Annotated in this window: 15 protein-coding genes; 9 read left to right on the top strand and 6 right to left on the bottom strand. The window is 50.3% G+C overall.

Going from position 1 to position 19347, the window contains the following annotated elements; all coding sequences use genetic code 11:
- Positions 1–85: 85 nt before the first annotated feature.
- The 3 genes from AB4Z29_RS23000 to AB4Z29_RS22990 all read right to left on the bottom strand — a co-directional run bounded on the left by AB4Z29_RS23000 (position 86) and on the right by AB4Z29_RS22990 (position 6680).
- On the bottom strand, positions 86–3952 hold the full coding sequence (locus AB4Z29_RS23000; RefSeq protein WP_441945362.1) for a response regulator: 3867 nt from the start codon (positions 3950–3952) through the stop codon (positions 86–88).
- 178 nt (positions 3953–4130) lie between these two features.
- The gene (gene mgrA, locus AB4Z29_RS22995; protein WP_441945317.1) at positions 4131–5126 is read right to left on the bottom strand and encodes an L-glyceraldehyde 3-phosphate reductase; all 996 of its coding nucleotides are present in this window, start codon (positions 5124–5126) and stop codon (positions 4131–4133) included.
- Positions 5127–5234: 108 nt separating this feature from the next.
- On the bottom strand, positions 5235–6680 hold the full coding sequence (locus tag AB4Z29_RS22990) for an HD-GYP domain-containing protein (protein WP_441945316.1): 1446 nt from the start codon (positions 6678–6680) through the stop codon (positions 5235–5237).
- 286 nt (positions 6681–6966) lie between these two features.
- On the opposite strand from AB4Z29_RS22990, the gene AB4Z29_RS22985 reads away from it, so the two are divergent.
- Both AB4Z29_RS22985 and AB4Z29_RS22980 read left to right on the top strand, forming a co-directional pair.
- Complete coding sequence (locus AB4Z29_RS22985; protein ID WP_441945315.1) at positions 6967–8145, top strand: peptidylprolyl isomerase; 1179 nt, start codon at positions 6967–6969, stop codon at positions 8143–8145.
- A 474-nt stretch (positions 8146–8619) separates the two neighbouring features.
- A complete protein-coding gene (locus AB4Z29_RS22980) occupies positions 8620–9492 on the top strand; it encodes an aldose epimerase family protein (RefSeq protein WP_441945314.1) in 873 nt (290 codons plus the stop codon).
- Between the two features lie 92 nt (positions 9493–9584).
- Here the strand turns inward: AB4Z29_RS22980 and deoC are convergent, their stop codons facing one another.
- Positions 9585–10274 carry a deoxyribose-phosphate aldolase gene (gene deoC, locus AB4Z29_RS22975; protein ID WP_441945313.1) on the bottom strand — a complete coding sequence of 230 codons (690 nt, stop codon included), beginning with the start codon at positions 10272–10274 and terminating at the stop codon, positions 9585–9587.
- Between the two features lie 271 nt (positions 10275–10545).
- Here deoC and AB4Z29_RS22970 point away from each other — a divergent pair, with 271 nt between their 5' ends.
- Both AB4Z29_RS22970 and AB4Z29_RS22965 read left to right on the top strand, forming a co-directional pair.
- Complete coding sequence (locus AB4Z29_RS22970) at positions 10546–11373, top strand: purine-nucleoside phosphorylase (protein ID WP_441945312.1); 828 nt, start codon at positions 10546–10548, stop codon at positions 11371–11373.
- A 302-nt stretch (positions 11374–11675) separates the two neighbouring features.
- The gene (locus tag AB4Z29_RS22965) at positions 11676–13337 is read left to right on the top strand and encodes a sensor domain-containing diguanylate cyclase (protein WP_441945311.1); all 1662 of its coding nucleotides are present in this window, start codon (positions 11676–11678) and stop codon (positions 13335–13337) included.
- Between the two features lie 40 nt (positions 13338–13377).
- Here AB4Z29_RS22965 and AB4Z29_RS22960 read toward each other — a convergent pair whose 3' ends face one another.
- Positions 13378–14568: an MFS transporter gene (locus AB4Z29_RS22960; RefSeq protein WP_441945310.1), complete on the bottom strand. Its 1191-nt coding sequence runs from the start codon at positions 14566–14568 to the stop codon at positions 13378–13380.
- A 137-nt stretch (positions 14569–14705) separates the two neighbouring features.
- Here AB4Z29_RS22960 and AB4Z29_RS22955 point away from each other — a divergent pair, with 137 nt between their 5' ends.
- Together AB4Z29_RS22955 and AB4Z29_RS22950 are read left to right on the top strand one after the other, a co-directional pair.
- The gene (locus AB4Z29_RS22955; protein ID WP_441945309.1) at positions 14706–15605 is read left to right on the top strand and encodes a hypothetical protein; all 900 of its coding nucleotides are present in this window, start codon (positions 14706–14708) and stop codon (positions 15603–15605) included.
- Positions 15606–15619: 14 nt separating this feature from the next.
- The gene (locus AB4Z29_RS22950) at positions 15620–16249 is read left to right on the top strand and encodes an HD-GYP domain-containing protein (RefSeq protein WP_441945308.1); all 630 of its coding nucleotides are present in this window, start codon (positions 15620–15622) and stop codon (positions 16247–16249) included.
- Positions 16250–16377: 128 nt separating this feature from the next.
- Here the strand turns inward: AB4Z29_RS22950 and AB4Z29_RS22945 are convergent, their stop codons facing one another.
- On the bottom strand, positions 16378–16839 hold the full coding sequence (locus AB4Z29_RS22945; protein WP_441945307.1) for a cupin domain-containing protein: 462 nt from the start codon (positions 16837–16839) through the stop codon (positions 16378–16380).
- A gap of 207 nt (positions 16840–17046) precedes the next feature.
- Here AB4Z29_RS22945 and AB4Z29_RS22940 point away from each other — a divergent pair, with 207 nt between their 5' ends.
- From AB4Z29_RS22940 to AB4Z29_RS22930, 3 genes are read left to right on the top strand one after another with little or no spacing between them, the layout of a single operon-like run.
- Entirely contained in the window at positions 17047–17412 is a 366-nt protein-coding gene (locus AB4Z29_RS22940; protein WP_441945306.1) for a hypothetical protein, read from the top strand.
- Positions 17413–17460: 48 nt separating this feature from the next.
- Positions 17461–17952, top strand: a complete 492-nt coding sequence (locus AB4Z29_RS22935) for a cation:proton antiporter regulatory subunit (RefSeq protein WP_183564684.1) — start codon at positions 17461–17463, stop codon at positions 17950–17952.
- 2 nt (positions 17953–17954) lie between these two features.
- The gene (locus AB4Z29_RS22930) at positions 17955–19196 is read left to right on the top strand and encodes a cation:proton antiporter (RefSeq protein WP_441945304.1); all 1242 of its coding nucleotides are present in this window, start codon (positions 17955–17957) and stop codon (positions 19194–19196) included.
- Positions 19197–19347 lie beyond the last annotated feature (151 nt).

The raw sequence follows: 19347 nt of genomic DNA, 5'->3' as shown, positions 1-19347 counted from the left end.
AGGATAGAAGATTTCTGTCGAATATTTATTGTATCTCTACTATACAATACCGACAATAAAGGGACAACAATTTGTTAGAAATTTGTTAGGATTTTGTGTCGAAAACCTTTTTTGCTTGTCGAAGGCCGGCTAAAAGCTGATTCAGCGCTACTTCCAGCTGATAAATAGCCGCTTGAAGACTCTCTGTCTCCAATTCCGGAAGCTTCACTATCCGCTCTACCTCGCATGCCGCATCTAACAATTCATAAGCTGATAGATAGCCGGCTGCCCCTTTAAGTGTATGGGCCATTCTTTTGACTATGGTCAGCTCCGATTGCTTGACCATCATCCGAAGCTGATCGGCAAAGAAATCGTAATCGAGAACGAATTGATCCATCATATGGAGAAGGATTGGCAGCTTGCCGTTCACTCTTGCAAGCGCGCTCTCGATATCCATGCCCGCTATTGCAGGAAGAGGGCTTTCACTGGCTTCTTCAGGCGCCCGGTAACGTTTGGATTCTCCTTGCGCTTCTTGCGCTGCAGCTGCAGCAGGAGTCCCAATCAGCTTGCAGCCCTCCTTAAGCCAATAGGAGATGACCGTATGCAAGCGCTCCGAGGAGATTGGCTTCGTCACAACATCGTTCATACCCAGCTTCATGTAACGCTCGTGATCATTGCGAAGGACATTTGCCGTTACCGCAATGATCGGAATATCATCATATTCCGCTTGGGCTCTAATTAAACGAACCGCCTCCGAACCATCCATGATCGGCATATGGATATCCATCAGAATGAGATCCCAATGCTCTTCAACGAGCTTTTGGAGCACCTCTTCGCCATTCTCCGCCAACCCTACCTCATAGCCCTGCTCCTTTAGGATTTCGATAGCGACAAGCTGGTTAATCTTATTATCCTCAGCAAGCAATATTCGGGTATTTACGGTATTCAGCTGTGCTGGAGCTGCCGGAGCCTCGCGTTCCTCACTGCCTGCGGCAGTGACCTTCTGCTCCAGCACGCTCTCGATTGCCCGCAGCATTGCTGATCTCATAATCGGCTTAATCAGCAGCGTGACAGGCCGTTGCTCCGCCGAGAGCTGCATCATCTCATCACGGCCGTAAGAGGTTGTCATTGCAATCGTCTTGACGCCCGCAAGCTCAGCATCCCGATGGAATTCCAGCCAGGTTTCTGCACCGTACATATCCGGCATCTCCATATCGAGCACGATCAGCTTCGGCAGCGCTCCCGCACCAATTCGGCGCAAGCGGTCCCTCGCTATTTTCCAAGAATGAAACAGAATCGGGGTCAAGCCATAGGTCTCGATCATATCGCCCCAATGCCCGCGCATCTCATCATCATCCTCAACAATCCATATCGGCTGCTCCAACATGTCCTCGCGAGCCCGCCAGCGCTGCCCCGCATAATTATGCGCAACGGTGAACGGCAGCGTGAAATAAAACTGGCTTCCCACGAATGCTTCACTGGTCACCTCCAGCTTGCCACCCATGAGCTCTACCAAGGATTTGGATATGACTAGCCCTAGTCCGGTGCCGCCGAACTTCCTTGTAGTGGAACCATCAGCCTGAGTGAACGGCTTGAAGAGCTTCTCGACCTGCTGCTGGCTCATCCCGATTCCCGTATCCGAGATCGTGAAGCGCAGGCTTATCACGCTATCCGTTTCATGAACCAGCTCCAGCTGCAGCCTCACCCTTCCCCGGTTCGTGAACTTAATCGCGTTCATGCAAACATTTAGGAGCACCTGTTCCAGGCGCATAGCATCGCCAATAATCGTCTGCGGCAATTCCTCCGGCGTCTCAATGATGAACTCAAATTGCTCCTTGCCGCCCATAAACACGCTAAGCTGATCCGTGATACGGTTCATCATCTCATCGGGCTGGAATGGCAGCCTCTCGATATCAACCTTGCCCGCCTCGATTTTGGAGAAATCCAAAATATCGTTAATAAGCCGCAGCAGTGTCTCGGAGGAGGTGTGCATCTTGTCCATATAGTCTTTCTGCGAAGCGGAAAGCCCCGTTTTCCGCATAAGCTGCGTCAGGCCGGTAATGCCATTAAGCGGCGTACGGATCTCGTGGCTCATCAGGGCGAGGAATCGGCTCTTCGCCTGATTCGCTTCCTCTGCTTCGAGCGTCGCGCGGATGAGCTCCTCCTGCACCATTTTCTGCTCCGAAATATCCCTTGCGATACAGGAGAAGAAGATCTCACCCGTATCTTCGTCATTATGCGCTACAACGACCATCGATACATGAATGGGCTCGCCATTGCTCTTCAGAAGCTGAGCACCGCTCTCCCAATAACCGTATTGGCGCGCTAAAGACGCGCCCTTCACGAGCTCCGCGTACATTTCCGGCTCAGAATGCTGCTTGACGGAGTGCACGTTGTTCCCCGTACTCACCAAGCCCAGCATCTCTCGGCCGGCGCGGTTCATATAAACGAGCTTGCCGTCTGAGCTTACCGAGGCAATCAAATCCTTTGCCGACTCTACGATATTAAGCAGCCGGTTGCGTGCCTTCTCTACATGCTTGCGATCCGAAATATCGAGCACCATGCCGACGACGCCTGAGAAGCGGCCATTGCGGTCACGGAGACCGTTCGAGCTATGTAATGTCGGAATGCGCGTCCCGTCTTTGTGAATAAAGGTCCATTCCCGCTCGTACGAGAAGCTCTCGCTGCGCAGCTCCTTGAATACCTCGAGTCCCGGCTGCACCTCACGCCCGAGACTGATCGTCAGCTTCTCAGCCTCCAAGCGAATTTCGTCCAGATCCATGAACATCAGCGGTGTTGCGACGCCTGCCAGCTCCTCTGTCTTATAGCCCAGCATCTCTTCCGCCGTTTTGTTAAGATAGGTTACCTTATAGTTGTCATCGAGCACGATAAATGCATACTGATTCTGATTAATGATCGCCTCAAGCCGGTCAAACATCTCCTGCAGATGCTCCATCATGCCATTGACGGAATGGCCGAGCTGGCCAATCTCGTCATGAGGTTCGACCTCCAGATGCTCTGCCTCGAATATGCCCGCGGCAGCCTGCTCTGTCACACCCAGAATCCGCTCCAGCCGTTTAACGATACGTTCGAAATAAAGAAAGAAAAAGACGGCAATAATGGCCTCAGCAATCGCAATCATACTGAAAATGCGCCAGAATATCGGCCTTATATTTTCCTGAAGCTTGGACTCCGGCTCCTGGAGCGCGAAACGCCAAGGCGTCTCGGTAACCTTCGTATAAAAGACGGCATACGGCACGCCTTCTATGTTTATATTGGAGACGCCCTGATAAGAGGAAAGCATATCATCTGCGATAGGAAGCAATGGCGACTCCTTGTCGAACAAGCTGGTAGGAGTGAGCAGTTCAGATTCAGAGCTATAGATAAGCCCTCCGGCGTCATTGAACAAACGGATGACAGAATTGTCGTCCGCGAACTCTATGAATGGACGCAGAGTCGAAAAGACGATAGAAGCATATACGATACCCTTAAGCTCATTCGTAGCTCCATAGACGGGTACTAGAATGAGAGACTGCTTCGTATTCGAGAATGACGGTGTGAACGGATCCGTAATGACCACTTTCCCAGCAGCTGCCTGTTGAAAAAAGCTCTCCCCGCTCATATCTCTGCGAGTTCCGTCCGTTCGCAAAGCCAAGCCATTCTCGTCTATATAGCCGATCGAATGATAAATAAATCCGCCCCGTACGAGCTCCCTCCCGAAATAATGAAGGCGTTCCTCATCCGTGCCGAACCTGACCACCTCAGTGCGGCTCATGACGACAACCTCTGCCTTGCGGATTGCCATCCATGCTGCCAAATCATTGGCGCGGTTATCCTGCCTGCTGCCGGTCTTCTCGATCTCCGATTGCAGCATCGCTTTCTTCACTACGGAATAGTTGCCGACGCCGGCAAGCAATAGCGGGAACAAAGAAATAAGCACGATTAAAATTAAGCCTTTGGTCCGCAACGACATCTTTTTCAAGCCGGTTTCCCCTTCCGCTTTTCGTATTCCCGCTGTTGTCGAACTTTGACACTATTATACCTCTTTTAACTGATCATGGGAGTAAAAAAAAGCTGGAGCAATCATGCCGCGTTATAGCGGAATGATTGCTCCAGCTGGTTGTTAATATGGCTTCAAAATACCGCTGCTGCTATTCAGCCGCAAGGATCGTTTCGATGCGGCCAAGCTCTCCGTCGCTGAAATCAAGACGGCTGAGTGCCGCCACATTGTCGTCGATTTGCTCGACCCGGCTTGCGCCGATCAACGCCGACGTTACTCGCCCGCCCCGCAGCACCCACGCTAAGGACATCTGGGCAAGCGATTGTCCCCGTTCCGCGGCTAGCTCGTTAAGCTGTTTGATTTTGTCCAGCTTCCCATCCGTAATATGATCCGCCTTAAGAAACACGCTCGGTCCGCCCGCACGTGAGTCGGCTGGAACCCCGTTCAAATATCGGTTGGTCAGCAAGCCTCCGGCAAGAGGGGAAAATACGATAGAGCCTACGCCTTCTTGATCCAAAACATCCTGCAGCCCATTCTCGATCCATCGATTGAACATGGAATAGGATGGCTGGTGAATAAGAAACGGCGTGCCCAGCTGCTTCAATATAGCGGCAGCTTGAGCCGTCTGCTCTGCGCTATAATTCGAAACGCCGACATAAAGCGCCTTTCCGCTGCGAACCAGGTGATCAAGCGCCCCCATCGTTTCCTCAAGCGGCGTATCCGGGTCTGGACGGTGATGGTAGAAAATATCTACGTAATCCAGGTTCATTCGCTTCAGGCTCTGGTCCAGGCTGGAGACCAAATACTTGCGGGAGCCCCACTCTCCATATGGGCCTTCCCACATATAATAGCCCGCTTTCGTTGAAATAATAAGCTCATCACGGTACGCAGCCAAGTCCTGCTTCAGAATTTGGCCGAACATCTCCTCCGCTGAGCCTGGCGGCGGTCCGTAGTTATTTGCAAGATCGAAATGAGTAATGCCGAGGTCGAACGCACGGCGCACCATGGCCCGTCCATTCTCGATGCGGTCTACGCCGCCGAAATTATGCCAAAGGCCTAAGGATATGGCTGGCAGCTTCAAGCCGCTTCGCCCAACGCGATTATACTTCATGCTCTCATACCGATTATTAGCCGCTAAATAAGTCATGTTCGATATCCCCCAAGCTATTATTAGTTGCGCGCTTTGCCTATATGAAGGCGGTCAGGCGCAATCACTTTCTATTGTACTGCTACCGCGTACGAATTGGAAATATTGCTACCTCACATGCCTCTTATCCAGCTTCAAATGCGGGCTGTTCCTTATCGTTTCCTCGAAGAAAGTCGATTGCTCCAGTACGAGCCGCTCCCATGCCTCTACGCAATACGGATCGAAATGCTTCCCGCTTTCCTTCAGAATAATCGCCATGGCCGCTTCATGCGTCATAGCCTTGCGATAAGAACGCGAGGATGTCAGCGCATCATAGACATCCGCAACGGCAGTGATTCGCGCGAGAAGCGGTATTTGCTCTCCCGCGAGCTGATCCGGATAGCCGCTGCCGTCCCATTTCTCGTGATGGGAACGAATGACCGACAGCTCTTCCGGCATAAATCCGAGCCTCTTGCACAAGTCGTAGCCAGAAACGGGGTGCACCTCGATAATATTGCGCTCCTCCGGCGTGAGCTTGCCCGGCTTGTTCAGAATCGTATCCGGAATGCGCAGCTTGCCGACATCATGAATGAGACCTCCCTGCGCAATTGCCCGAAGCTCCTCAGAGGATAGGGAAAGCTCCTCTCCCAGCTTTAGCGCATACAGCGCAACGCGGTAGTTATGGCCGGCCGTGTAGGAATCACGGGCCTCCGTTGTCATGACAAGTTCCCGAACGCTAGTAGACATATAAGTATTGATCCAGTCGCTCGGGTTCGAGCGAAACATGAGCTTAATGGATGAAGTAATGGATTTGGAGCTGACGTATTGACTGACGATGCCTGCAACCATAATGAGAACAGACGCTAACAGCAGGAAGTGATATAGCCACCAGCTCAAGTTCCACGATTTTCCAGTTACAATTATAATCTGAGCGACGATCATCCAGCCCGCGCTGTAGACGATCGAAAGCTGCAGCGGAAACCGTGAGGATATATAGATCGTCAAATAACGATAGATCGTCCATCCGTTCATTAGAATGATGAATAGGGTAGCCACCCACATCATCGGCATTTCCTTAAGATGGAATCTCATAATCAAATCAGGGAAAAACCACAGCAAGGTACAAACGACGCAAAGCAATACAATCCATATAGGGAGGAGCTGCCTCTGCCACTCTGAGAACCACTTTATAAGAGGCAAATCTACTGATAGTGAAGACAGCCATAGCCATACGACAGCAAGCAGGACGCTTAGCTGAGCAGCGCTTGCTGCAATTCCGGAGTGATGCATAATGAAGCCCGGCGTAGACAGGCCATGCAGAACAAACATACCGGTTAGGGATACATAAGATAACGAAAGAAAACTAATCTTAATATTGCGGAGCTGTATCGCAACGATGCCTACGGCTATGGCTAGTCCCAGAGAGATCAGCGCCACTAGGCTGACGATGTAGAAATGCTCATGAGGCGCGTTGATGCTTTTGTCGAGCGCCGTGCCTCTCACTGCCAAATAAGCCGCAAGCGGTAAAAGCATAGCTGCTGCAAATTGTGTGAATACCCCCGTATTTTTACGCAAATTGCTTCCTCCTACATGACTTTCTTTAATATGAATAGTAACCCTACCGCCAATGGGGGTGTATAAAGAGATGTTGGAGAACGATAGATAACTCGAAATTTGTAGGATAATGTTGGATTATTTCTCCTCTTATCATAACACCCTTGCAGCTTTGTATAAATAGAGAAGTTAATTAGCGGTTGTATAATTGTGATTCGGCATATTATATTTTATTTTAGATTAAGGTTTTTTTAGGCTTGTTTTGTTATAGTAAATGAAGATAGGCAAATCGAAGGGAGTTTATGGAATGGATAACAAAGAATCGCAGTCAAAAAAAGACGCAGAAAACGAATTGACTGCGAAAGAAGAGCGTTACACATTTGATGAAAACGAAGGACAGCAGGACAACCTCTCCGATCAGGATGCAGCGATCGAAGAAGAGCTGCAGCAAGAATCGAATGAAGAGCACGCAGAAGCTGCGAACGAAGAACTTCGCGCAACTTCACTAAGTGCAGAAGGCAATAATCAAGCACCACGAAGCGGAAACGGCAAAATATGGGCGATTGTATCGGCCGTGCTGGCGATCGCGCTCATCATCGTATTGATTAAGCCGCCATTCGGTGGATCTGGCGACGAAACGGTCGCAACGGTCAATGGCGTCAACATAACGCAGGACAGGCTGTATGATGAACTCGTCACAGCAGGCGGGAAAGCAACGCTGGAGAACGTCATTACACAGGAGCTCATCAATCAAGAAGCTAAAGCCAATAATATTGAAGTTAGCGACGCTGACATCGATTCCGAGATCGCCCTGATTAAAAAAAGCTTTGGCAGCGACGAGGAATTTGAAGCGACGCTTGCACAGTACCAAATGACGCTGGAAAGCTTGAAGAAGGATACGAAGATCAACCTGACGATCCGCAAAATTCTAGAGCCTAAAACAGAAGTTACTGACGAGGAAATCCAACAGTTCTACGATGCCAACAAAGGAACGCTTGGCACTCCCGAAGAGATTCAAGCTTCGCACATCTTGGTTGCAACCAAAGAAGAAGCCGACGCTATTCTAGCTGAGCTGAAGCAAGGCGGCGATTTCGCGGCGATTGCGAAGGAGAAATCCATCGACCCAGGCTCGAAGGACAAAGGCGGCGACCTTGGATTCTTCGGCAAAGGCGCAATGGTTGCCGAGTTCGAAACGGCTGCTTTCGCCTTGAAGGTTAATGAAATCAGTGCCGTCGTTCAAACGGAGAACGGGTTCCATATCATTAAGAAAACCGCTGAGAAAGCGGCTGTGATTCCAACATTTGAAGAGAAGAAAGAAGAAATCAAGAAACAGCTAGTAGCTACTGAAGCGAATGAGCTGTCCGAGGCTTGGATGACTGAGATTCGTGCAAAAGCGAAGATCACGAATACACTGTCGCCGGAAGCTTCCGCTGATCCTGCGGCTTCAACTGATCCTGCAGCTACCGAAGCACCAGCTGCACAATAATTTACTTGCAAGAAGACAGCGTTCCACAGGCGGTTATTCGCCTAGAAACGCTGTCTTCTTTTTGTACACCGATAAGAAAAAAAAGCCCCCCAGTCACCTGGAGGGAGAGGCTTAGGGGAGCTTGGCTTCAGATCGCGCAAGCAGGCGGGAACGGTTAATGAGACGGGCTGTATGATGTGGCATGTTAACAGGATGATTCCGGCATCGTGTTCGGTTTCGTTGTCTGGATCGCTGCTGCGGCTGCTGGTCGACTCGCTTGCGTTTCTCTTAAGCTAATATATACTATTCGAATCTCTGTAATTGGAGTAGATGATTGCTTTACTAGATTCGACCATTTTGAAACCTGCAAGCTGAGGCTCGGCAATGGACGGACTATTAGCCGGGAAGGCGATATGACGCGCTAGGCAGAAATCTGGAAGCCGAATATGATATGATGGGACAAGATGGCATTCACCTATTATTGGAGGGACTCAAGTGAGCAATTATGAAGTTCGCAGCTATACAGATACCTATACGTTGTATGAATTAACGGAGGAAAGCACGCAATCGCTCATCCTCGTGTGCCCAGAGCGAGGCGGCATCGTAATCGGGTGCCAGCTGAAGGGCTTGGAGCTATTCTACTTGAATAAGTCCACTTTCGAGCATCCTACAGCCAACATTCGCGGCGGCAATCCGATCCTGTTCCCGATATGCGGACAGCTTGAGCAGCAAGCTTATGAGTGGAATGGCCAAACCTACGCCATGGCCAATCACGGCGTAGCCCGTACAGCCGTATGGGAAGTAGTCGGCACAGGCATTGACGGCGAAGCTTCGATTACGATACGGCTGCGCAGCAATGAAGACACGCTTCGCTCGTATCCGTTTGAATTCGAGCTGCTATTTACATACGCGCTTCAGAACGGCGAGCTGCATACGCGGCAGACTTACAAGAATCTCAGCCAAGCAGACGCTATGCCTTTCTATGCGGGCTTCCATCCTTACTTCGCGATCGACTCCGACAAGAAAATCGCCTATGATATCGATGCGACGCGCTATCTTGATTACAATGATAACGAAGAGAAGCCTTTCAACGGCGTGATCGATTTGGAAAACCTTGTTGAGTCGGTAACCTTGCTTGATGTCAAGACAAGCAAAATTTCTTTCCCTGTTCTACAAGGCGCCAAGGTAAGCCTGACTTATGATGATTGCTTCAAGTACATGGTGCTTTGGTCCGTCAAGGACCGTCCGTTCGTATGCGTCGAGCCATGGATGGCGATGACGGGCGAGCTTAACCGCCAAGAGGAGCTTGTTATGCTCCAAGCAGGCGAAGAGCTGCATGCCAATCTGACGATCAGCTGCGAGCGTTAAGGTTTTTGGGCTCATGCTCATGCAAAGAGGGACTGTCCGTTCACTGCGAGAAATCACAGTAAACGAAGCAGTCCCTCTTTTGGATCATCGGCTTAGTACCCTTCGCCTTGACCGCCCGTAACGATTGCAATGCCTGAGCTTGCGCCGATGCGCGTTGCGCCTGCAGCGATCATTTGGAGCGCTGTTTCACGGTCGCGCACGCCTCCAGATGCTTTCACGCCAATATCAGGTCCCACCGTGCGGCGCATCAAAGCGATATCCTCGACCGTTGCTCCGCCTTTGCCAAAGCCCGTTGACGTCTTCACGAAATCGGCTCCCGCTTCTTTGCATATTGCGCTGGCAGCTGCTTTCTCCTCGTCAGTCAATAGCCCCGTTTCAAGAATGACTTTAAGGATCGCTTGTCCTTTGACGGCTGCTGCGACACCTTCTACATCACGCTGGACGCCTTCCAGGTCGCCTGATTTCATTAACCCGATATTAAGAACCATATCGATTTCCGTTGCTCCGTCCTCAATGGCAAACTTCGCTTCTGCCGCCTTTGATGCCGTAGTCGTCGCGCCAAGCGGGAAACCGACTACTGTCGTAATGCCAACGCCCGAGCCTTTCAGCTCATCTGCAGCAATCCTTACCCAGCCTGGGTTCACACAAACGGTAGCGAACTGGTATTGCTTCGCTTCCCTGCATATTTGGAGAACCTCTTCCCTTGTTGCATCTGCTTTAAGTATCGTATGATCGATCATCGCCCCAAGCTCTGCCGGAGTGTAATTTGTACCGCTGCTCATTATTGATTCCTCCGATTCAGTTCATCGCTTTGTTGTAAACAGACAGCTCTGCTGCCTATGTGTCCCGTTCTATTCCCTGTCGGAAATGGAGGACACCGGATACGTATTATTATACGAAGCTTTGCCCAAAACAACAACAAGCCCCTGCGAGCTAGCGTCGGTTTACATGGACGCTTGCGATACGCTATGATTGTTATGCTCATCAAACTGGCTTGCGCGCATCTTGCAGCCTTAAACTAATCGTGACCACACTTTAGGAGGTTATTCTCTCATGGAAAACATGCTTGTTAAAATAAATGAAGCCGCGGCTTATATCCAGCAGCAGCTAACGGTTCAGCCGCAAATCGGACTTATTCTTGGCTCCGGGCTCGGCGTAATGGCTGACGAGGTTATCGATCCAATTGTCATTCCTTACGGACAGATTCCCCACTTTCCCGTCTCTACGGTAGAGGGCCATTCCGGCGAGCTCGTAATTGGGCAACTGGAAGGCAAAGCGGTGCTCGTCATGAAAGGCCGCTTCCATTATTACGAAGGCTACTCGATGCAGGAGGTTGTATTCCCCGTTTATGTTATGAAGCAGCTTGGCATCCGGACTCTGCTTGTAACCAACGCAGCCGGCGGCATGAACCGCGACTTCGCGGCAGGAGATTTGATGCTGATAACGGATCACATCAACAACACTGGCAGCAACCCGTTAATGGGCGCTAACATTGCGGAGCTCGGGCCGCGCTTCCCCGACATGTCACAGGCTTATAACCGCGAGCTTAGAGCGATCGTGGCTGGCAAAGCGGAAGAATTGAATATCAACTTGCAAAAGGGTGTCTATGTCAGCATATCCGGTCCTGCTTACTGCACGCCAGCGGAGCTTTCGATGATGGCTGGCTGGGGCGCTGACGCAGTCGGCATGTCGACTGCCCCAGAGGTAATCGCTGCGAATTACACAGGCATTCGCGTAGTCGGCATTACCTGTATTACCGATATGGCGATTGGCGACGAGCTGGAGCCGCTTACGCATGAACAGGTTGTCCGTGTGGCCGAGCAAGCAAGACCCAAATTCATTGCGTTGGTAAAAGCATCTGTCGGTGCATTCACCTTTTAAGCACCGTAATACCAAAGGCTGCTCACAGGCCATTGACCTGCGAGCAGCCTTTTTCGATAGATAAGCATTTATATGTTTTCTCATAGAAATGTGCTTATATATCTCCGCGAAACGACTGCTTCTGCCATAGAGGACGGCGACAGCCGTTTACGCTTGTCCCAGCACATTCCAATTAAACCAGTGCCTATTACCCTACTCGAAGGCTAATAAATATGGCATGTGGACAAACCGTAGGTTGTGATCTATTCTTTACTATATACTAACAATCTTATCCTGTACGGACAGCAGAAGAGGTGCGAAGCTTGACCTTGATTTCAAAACCGAATCGCGAAGCCGATTTATTTACCAGCGCTTTCCATTACGCTTCTATTGGCATGGCTTTAGTTGATTTAGACGGTCGAATTATGGTAGCTAACCCCTCCGCGCATGCGATGCTGGGTTACGAGGATAATGAGCTTTCAGGGTTGACCTACGGCGAAATTACACATCCCGATGATCTCGAAGAAGACGACCGTTTTGTCAAGCAATTGCTGGACGGGATCATTGATACGTTCCAATTGCAAAAACGTTATATAACCAAATCGGGTGGTATCGCGACCGCTCTGTTGTCAGTGTCGATGGTGTACGACGAACAGGACAAGCCGCGCCATTTCATCTCGCAAATGATGGACATCACAGAGAAAACGAAAGCTGTCTCGGAAGTGAAGCAGCTGACCAAGCGTATTTCGACCATACTGGAGAGCATCTCTGATGCCTTCTTCTCGCTGGATCATCAATTCCGCTTTATCTATACGAATAAGGCTGCCCAGCAGATGTTCAATCGCAGCGAGGACGAGCTCATCAACCAGTTCATATGGGATATCTCCCCTTGGCTCACCGGCACCGTCAGCTACAATGAATATAAGCTCGCACTCGAGCTGCATGAATCCCGCTGCTACGAGCAATTTATTCCGAAGCTCAACAACTGGTACGAAGGCAATGTCTATCCATCCGACTTCGGATTATCGGTTCATTTCCGCCAAATTACCGAAAAGAAACGAATCGCGGACAAGCTGCTCGAAAGCGAGAAGAGCTTCCGGCTACTCGCTGAGAATTCCAGCGACATGATATCGAAGCACGACCACGAAGGCATGTTCACCTATGTGTCTCCCGCCTGCTATTCGCTGCTCGGCTACCGGGATGACGAGCTGATTGGCCGGTCTCCCTTTGATTTCTATCATTCCGATGATGTTCAGCGCATCAAGGACCATCAGGAGCTCGTCTTCCAGCAGATCGGCGATTATGCCATTACGTACCGAATCAAACGCAAGGACGGCGATTATCGCTGGTTCGAAACGACGACCAGCGTCGTCTTTCACGAAGGCAGCCGGCTGCAAACGCTGGTGGCCGTCTCTCGGGATATAACGCCGCGCAAGGAGATTGAGCTTAAGCTGCTGGAGCAATACCAATTGCTGCATACGCTTTCTCATGTGGATGAGCTGACCAATATCGCTAATCGTCGCTCATTCGACGAATCATGGAACAATGAGTGGGAGGAAGCACAGCGTCACCATATGCCGATCACGCTTATGCTGGGCGACATCGATAATTTCAAAGCCTATAACGATAATTTCGGACATCAGAAAGGCGACGATTGCCTGAGACAAATCGCCGCCGCCATGCGCAGTGCATTGAAGCGCCCGCTTGATATTGTCGCCCGGTATGGCGGCGAGGAGTTTGGCATTATTTTGCCCCAGACGAGCGAGCTTCGGGCAGCAACGATTGCAGAAGCCCTTCTGAAAGCGATTCGAAAGCTTGGCATTCCGCATGCTGAAGCCTCAGGCTGCGAGACAGTAACGATCAGCCTGGGCTCCGCGACCTGGAACCCGGATTCCAGCGCTACGCAGGATGAGCTGTTCACGCTGGCCGACAAAGCCCTTTATCAAGCGAAACGCGAAGGCAAGGACCGATACATTTCCAAATAGTCGACTTTCATAATGGCCGCAGCCGCACCGTGCTGCGGCTTTATTGCGTCTCCAGCTTGCTTTGCCGGCCCTGCTTCAGCTTTCTTTCATACATGAAATAGACAGCCAAATATACGATAAAAAACACGCTTGATACCAAATACATCGTCGCGTAGTTGCTCCATGTCGCTACGAGTCCGAGAAGCATCGCCCCGCTGCCGATTCCGATATCGAACGCATTGTAGAACGTAGCTGTCGCTACGCCTCTGCGTCCAGGCTCGACGCGGTCGATTACCCATGCCTGCAAGCCCGGGAATATCGCGCCAAAACCCGCGCCATAGAATACAGCTGCAAGGAGCAGCGTACCCGTCGATTTCGTCATGTAAAGAATGATACAGCCTATGATGCAAGAGACAGCTGCGGGAAAGAGTACCCAGAACCTCCCTTTCGTATCGAATATCCGTCCGCTAACGAATCGAATTAGAAATTCACTAAGCGCCAGCACCAAGAAGAAAAAACCGATATTTTGAACGCCTGTCTCTTTGCCAAACAACGTAATGAAGCTAATGACCCCGCCAAGCGACAAGCCTACAAGCAGCCCTAGCAGAGATGGCATGAGCGCCTTCGGCTCCACGAACCTCAGCATGAATGACGTTCGCTCCGCGGCAGCTTGTACCTTGACCCGCTCTGCCTTCGTGTCCCCTTTCACAAATGCCGTAAACACGATTGCAAGCAGAAGTATGCAGGCACCTACGATAAACAAGGCGGAGAAGCCGTACTCCTCCATGAGCCAAATGCCCAGAAAGGGGCCTAATGATATGGCAACTGCATTGCCCGTTCCAAAGAAACCCATCCCTTCGCCTCTGCGCGAAGCCGGAATAATGTCGGAGGCTACCGTGCCGTACAGCGTGGTCGAGATGCCGAATCCTACGCCATGGACAATGCGCAGCATAAGCATCATCGTAATCGTAACCGCAGCGTAATAGCTGGCTGTTCCGATTAAGCAGATGGCTACGCCTATTAGCAAGAGCAGCTTTTTGCCGAATTTAACGGAAGCCATACCGACAAACGGCCGCAGCAGCACCGCCGAGAATGTAAATAAGCCGATGATAAGGCCAATCTGCGCATCGGTTCCGCCCTTTTCGGCTGCGAACATCGGCAGCGTAGGCAGCAGCATCTCCAAGGAGAGAAACAAAAATAAATTCGATAAGATCAGTAGAATAAACGGTTTCGTCCAAAGCGTTTCCTTCACAGCTTTTAATTCCTTTCGCGGGGCCTATTGTTATGTGTTTTTAACCATTATAGCTAATATACATTTTTAAAATGCCGATTTATACTATAGATACTTGAACGTTTGAAATTGCTATCGCGGAAATGAGGTCTCATCTTATGCCATTACCTAACAAGCGTGAACAAGCTGGAGACCCCATCTACACCTTTTTTCTTTCTCAGCTCCTTCGCAATTATTTATTCGGTTCTACGGTTGCTGTAGTCGGTGTTGGCGGCGTAGTCGTTTTCTCTACCTTATCCATTCCAGCAAGCGAGCGTATCGTAATGGGAGCCATTATGGGCATCTCCCTTATTGTCATGCTTATCTGCGAGCTATACGTATTCTATCGGCATTTGAAACCGATTCAGGCTAGCTTTAAGGCATCGCTGCCTACGTCAGAGCAGTTGAAAGCCGCCTACATGCAGACGCATAAATTCCCAGTGCTGTCGGTCAGACGCACCTTTGGCCCTCATTTCCTCGGCCTGCTTGTACCTGCGGTTGGCATGGCCTTCTTGTTCATAAAGCTTGACATGCTGCAGGTTCCTTATTTCTATATTGCAATCGCGTCTGCTGTTGCTTTCATGATCGCCAGCATGCATGCGATGATTGAATTTTTTCTCACGACCAAAGCCATCCGTCCCGTCATTACCTATATTCGCGCCAGGCATGTGGACTTATTCAAACAGGATATCACGCTAAGCGGTCATGTGCTCGTATCGATCCGCACCAAATTCCGGCTAAGCGCTTTTCTTATCGGCACGCTGCCACTGCTGCTGTTTGGCTTGGCCTCGCAAATCAGACTCGACAATATGCAGGCAGAAAGCAGCTCAGCCTATTGGCAATGGGCAGGCGTTATCCTGATCATTGGCATCATCTATTCCCTCTTGGGCGCATCGCTGCTCTCACGCAGCATCGAGGATCCCATACATACGATTCAAAGCGGCATGAGCAGTGTGAATCCGGAAACTTTGACGCAAGTGCCGCCGATGTCTATTCCGATGAATTCTCCAAGCTTGTAGCCGGATTCAATCATATGGTGAATGGCCTAAAGGAGCGCGAGCAGCGCAATAACCTGCTCCTGCAAAGCTATTTCATGACGCTAGCGGCCGCACTCGATGCACGGGACACGTATACCGCCGGTCACTCAACCCGGGTAGCGCGCTTCTCCGTTCAGATCGGCCGATTGGATGGATGGTCGGAGAGCCAAATCGACATTTTGCACAAAACAGCGCTCCTTCATGATATTGGGAAAATTGGCGTGCGCGATGCCGTCCTGCTCAAGGAAGGCAGGCTCACGGATGAGGAATTCGATCAAATTAAGAGGCATCCTGTCCTTGGCGAAAATATTCTGAAGCAAATTGAGCCTGCCGATGCGATGGCCGATCTGCTTCCAGGCGTGCGCTCGCACCATGAGCGCTACGACGGAAAAGGTTATCCAGATGGATTGCAGGGCACCGATATTCCGCTATTCGGGCGGGCGATTGCCATCGCCGATGCTTTCGATGCGATGACCTCGGACCGGCCCTACCGGAAAGGAATGACCTACGAACGCGCTATTTCCATCCTAGAAGAGGGCAAGGGGACACAATGGGACCCTAAGCTTACCCAGTTGTTCGTAGCCTCATTGAGCGGCAAATCCCGCACCGATGAAGAAGCCTCTTAACACAAGCGTAAACGGCTGAAGCCGTCCTTTGGCGGCTAAGCTTACATTGAATAAGAGCCGTCAGGGCAAGGAATTTCCTTCACCCTAACGGCTCTTTCTATTATCCGTATCTAAAACAATGAGTGCATTTATCGTTTAATTAGCTTGAAATCATCGTAATGAAAGCCAGGTGCTACCACGCATGATACGAGTACCGGTTCCTCACCGAGCACACGTGTCATCTGCCATTCATTGGCCGGCACAAGCGCCTGCGGCTGATGGCCTGCGAGCACATCGGGGCCGACTATGATTTCTTTTCTCGTCTTCGGATCCGCTTCCGTACCGCCAAGGCTAAGCACAATCGGACTACCCGAATGCCAGAGCCACAGCTCGTCCGAATAAACCTTATGCCAGTCTGAGAATTCTTCCGGATGCAATAGAAAATAGATCGATGATGCCGCAAAGCGAGGTCCAGAATAAGGTGCGCCGAGAACCTCCTGCGGTATTTCAAAGTTAGCCTTCCAAATCTCCTTGTACCATCCGCCCTCTACGTGCGGCTTCAAGCCAAGCTGCTCCACGAGCGGCGACAGCTGTTTTACGGATACTCCCATCCCAATCAACCTTCTTTCTCTCTTATGCATGCGCGTAAACGGGTTATTTCGTTCCCTCATTCTATAATGCATAAGCCAGATCGTCAATTCATTAAACCAGTAGGATTAGATGGTGAATGAAAATAACTTCGTCAATAAATGGAATCCGCTTTAAATTTTTCGATTTATAAGTTATACTTATATTAATAAACGTTGGGAGGTGAACAGATGAACAAAGATGTACTCGAATTAGGACGCATCAGCCGCAAGCGCGCCATGAACTTGCTTATTATTGTTCCGCTGCTGCTAGCAGCACTGTTCGCCTACCAAGCTGGCAATACGTTCGAGCAGACTGCCGGCGCAAGCCGCATGGTTGCATCTGCGAGATTTGCAGGCTCCGCCAACGTAGGCAGAAAAAACAGCACGACCAAGGTTTTTTTGCCGGAAAATGTATTGCTCGTCTCCTACCTGAGCGCGCTTAGGCGCATATTCAGGCATTCTGTTTCCAGGTTTGAGCTCCGTACGACCATTCCGCAGCGTATGCGGGATTTGCTTATGACCCCCATTAAATTCACTTCTCACTTTGTTGGTTAATCCTCTCATTTTGTTCGTATACTAACAACAAATGAGGAGGCACACACCATGAATATTAGAGAATCCGACCTGCCCGGCATTGGGCGCAAATACCAAATTATGACGAGAAGCGGCGACAAGTTTGTCATTATCATTCACGATGACGGACGCCGCGAATTATACCACTTCGAATACGACGACCCGGATGATAGCATTTCTATGGTTACCCTTGAAGATGAGGAAGCTCGTCAGGTAGCTGCTATCGTTGGCGGTATGACCTATAAACCCAAAGCACTCGAAACGATTGAAGTCGCGCTGGATGATTTAACGATAGAATGGTACAAAATCGAACCAAACGCGGCATGCATTGGCAGAACCATCGGTGACGCCGACATTCGCCAAACGACTGGAGCGACCATTATCGCTGCCGTCGAGAAGGAATCCAAGCATATTAATCCAGGCCCCGACTATGTCTTCAAAGCGGATACCACACTTATTGTCGCAGGTGAACGCCAGCATCTGAAGCTTCTTAAGCTCATGCTGCAAAACGGGAGCCGTTAATTATGGATCACATGGTGCTGGAGATCGGTCTTGCCGTTATTCTTATTGCCTTAGTCGGGCTATTAGCTGCAAAAATTCGGTTTTCCGTCATCCCGTTTTACATTTTGATCGGCATGGCCGTAGGTCCGCATGCGCCACACGTAGGCATATTGGACTTTAGGTTTATTCATAGTGCAGAACTAATTGAATTCATGGGGCGGCTAGGCGTGCTGTTCCTCCTGTTCTATTTAGGTCTGGAGTTTTCTGTGGGTCGATTAATGAAATCGGGTCGCTCTATTGCGATTGGCGGAACTATTTATATTCTAATCAACTTCTCGCTCGGCTTGCTGTTCGGCTGGGTCAATGACTTCCCCATCGAGGAAACGATGGTTATTGCAGGTATTACGACGATATCCTCAAGCGCGATCGTAGCGAAGGTTCTTGTTGATTTGAAACGGACTGCGAATCCGGAAACGGAGATGATTCTCGGGATCATCATGTTCGAGGACATTTTCCTAGCCGTTTATATTTCTGTACTTTCAGGACTTGTGCTCAGCGATTCTTCATCGCTCGGAGGCGTGCTTCTGTCCGCTTCTTACGCACTCGGATTTATGCTTCTCTTCTTGATCATAGGCCGCAAAGCAGCCCCGCTGCTCAATAAGCTGCTTAACATCCGGTCGAATGAGCTGTTCCTGCTGCTCGTATTCGGTATCCTGTTCCTCGTGGCAGGCTTCTCGGAAACCATTCATGTTGCTGAAGCGATTGGCGCGCTATTGGTCGGGTTGGTCCTCGCGGAGACGGTCCATATGAAGCGGATCGAGCATCTGATTCTGCCTTTCCGTGATTTCTTCGGAGCGCTATTCTTCTTCAGCTTCGGCTTGACGATTGACCCATTTGCCCTTGGCGGCGCGGTATGGCTGTCGCTAGCCGCGGTTGGCGTTACGTTGTTCGGCAATTTTTTAGCGGGCATGCTTGCAGGCAAAAGCGCAGGATTATCGCCTAAAGCATCCGCAAATATCGGCCTAACGATCGTATCACGCGGAGAATTCTCCATTATTATGGCGAACCTGGGCAAAGCCGGCGGCTTGCTAGAACTGCTGCAGCCTTTCGCGGCATTATACGTGCTCATTCTGGCGATATTAGGGCCGCTGCTAACGAAGGAGTCAAAGCTTGTTTTCAAAGGCTTGAACGGTATCTTCCGATGGGAGAAAGCCAAGAAACCGAAAGAGCCGGCACCTGCCAAGGAACCTTCAGGCGGCAGCTGATGAACGGAATAAGTTGAAAAGAAGGCTTAACGAGGGGTTTCTCGTTAAGCCTTTTTTGCTATCACCGGCTGTACAATCCTGGTTTCATCTCCATTCGATCGGAATATGGATATTCAATGTCCGCCGCTTATGTATAATAATAGGACAGATT

The organism is Paenibacillus sp. 2TAB23 (genome assembly GCF_052115165.1).
In the GTDB taxonomy this organism is placed as follows: Bacteria; Bacillota; Bacilli; order Paenibacillales; family Paenibacillaceae; genus Pristimantibacillus.
Note: the sequence above shows the minus strand (reverse complement) of the source record. Positions and strands in the feature narration are given on the sequence as shown.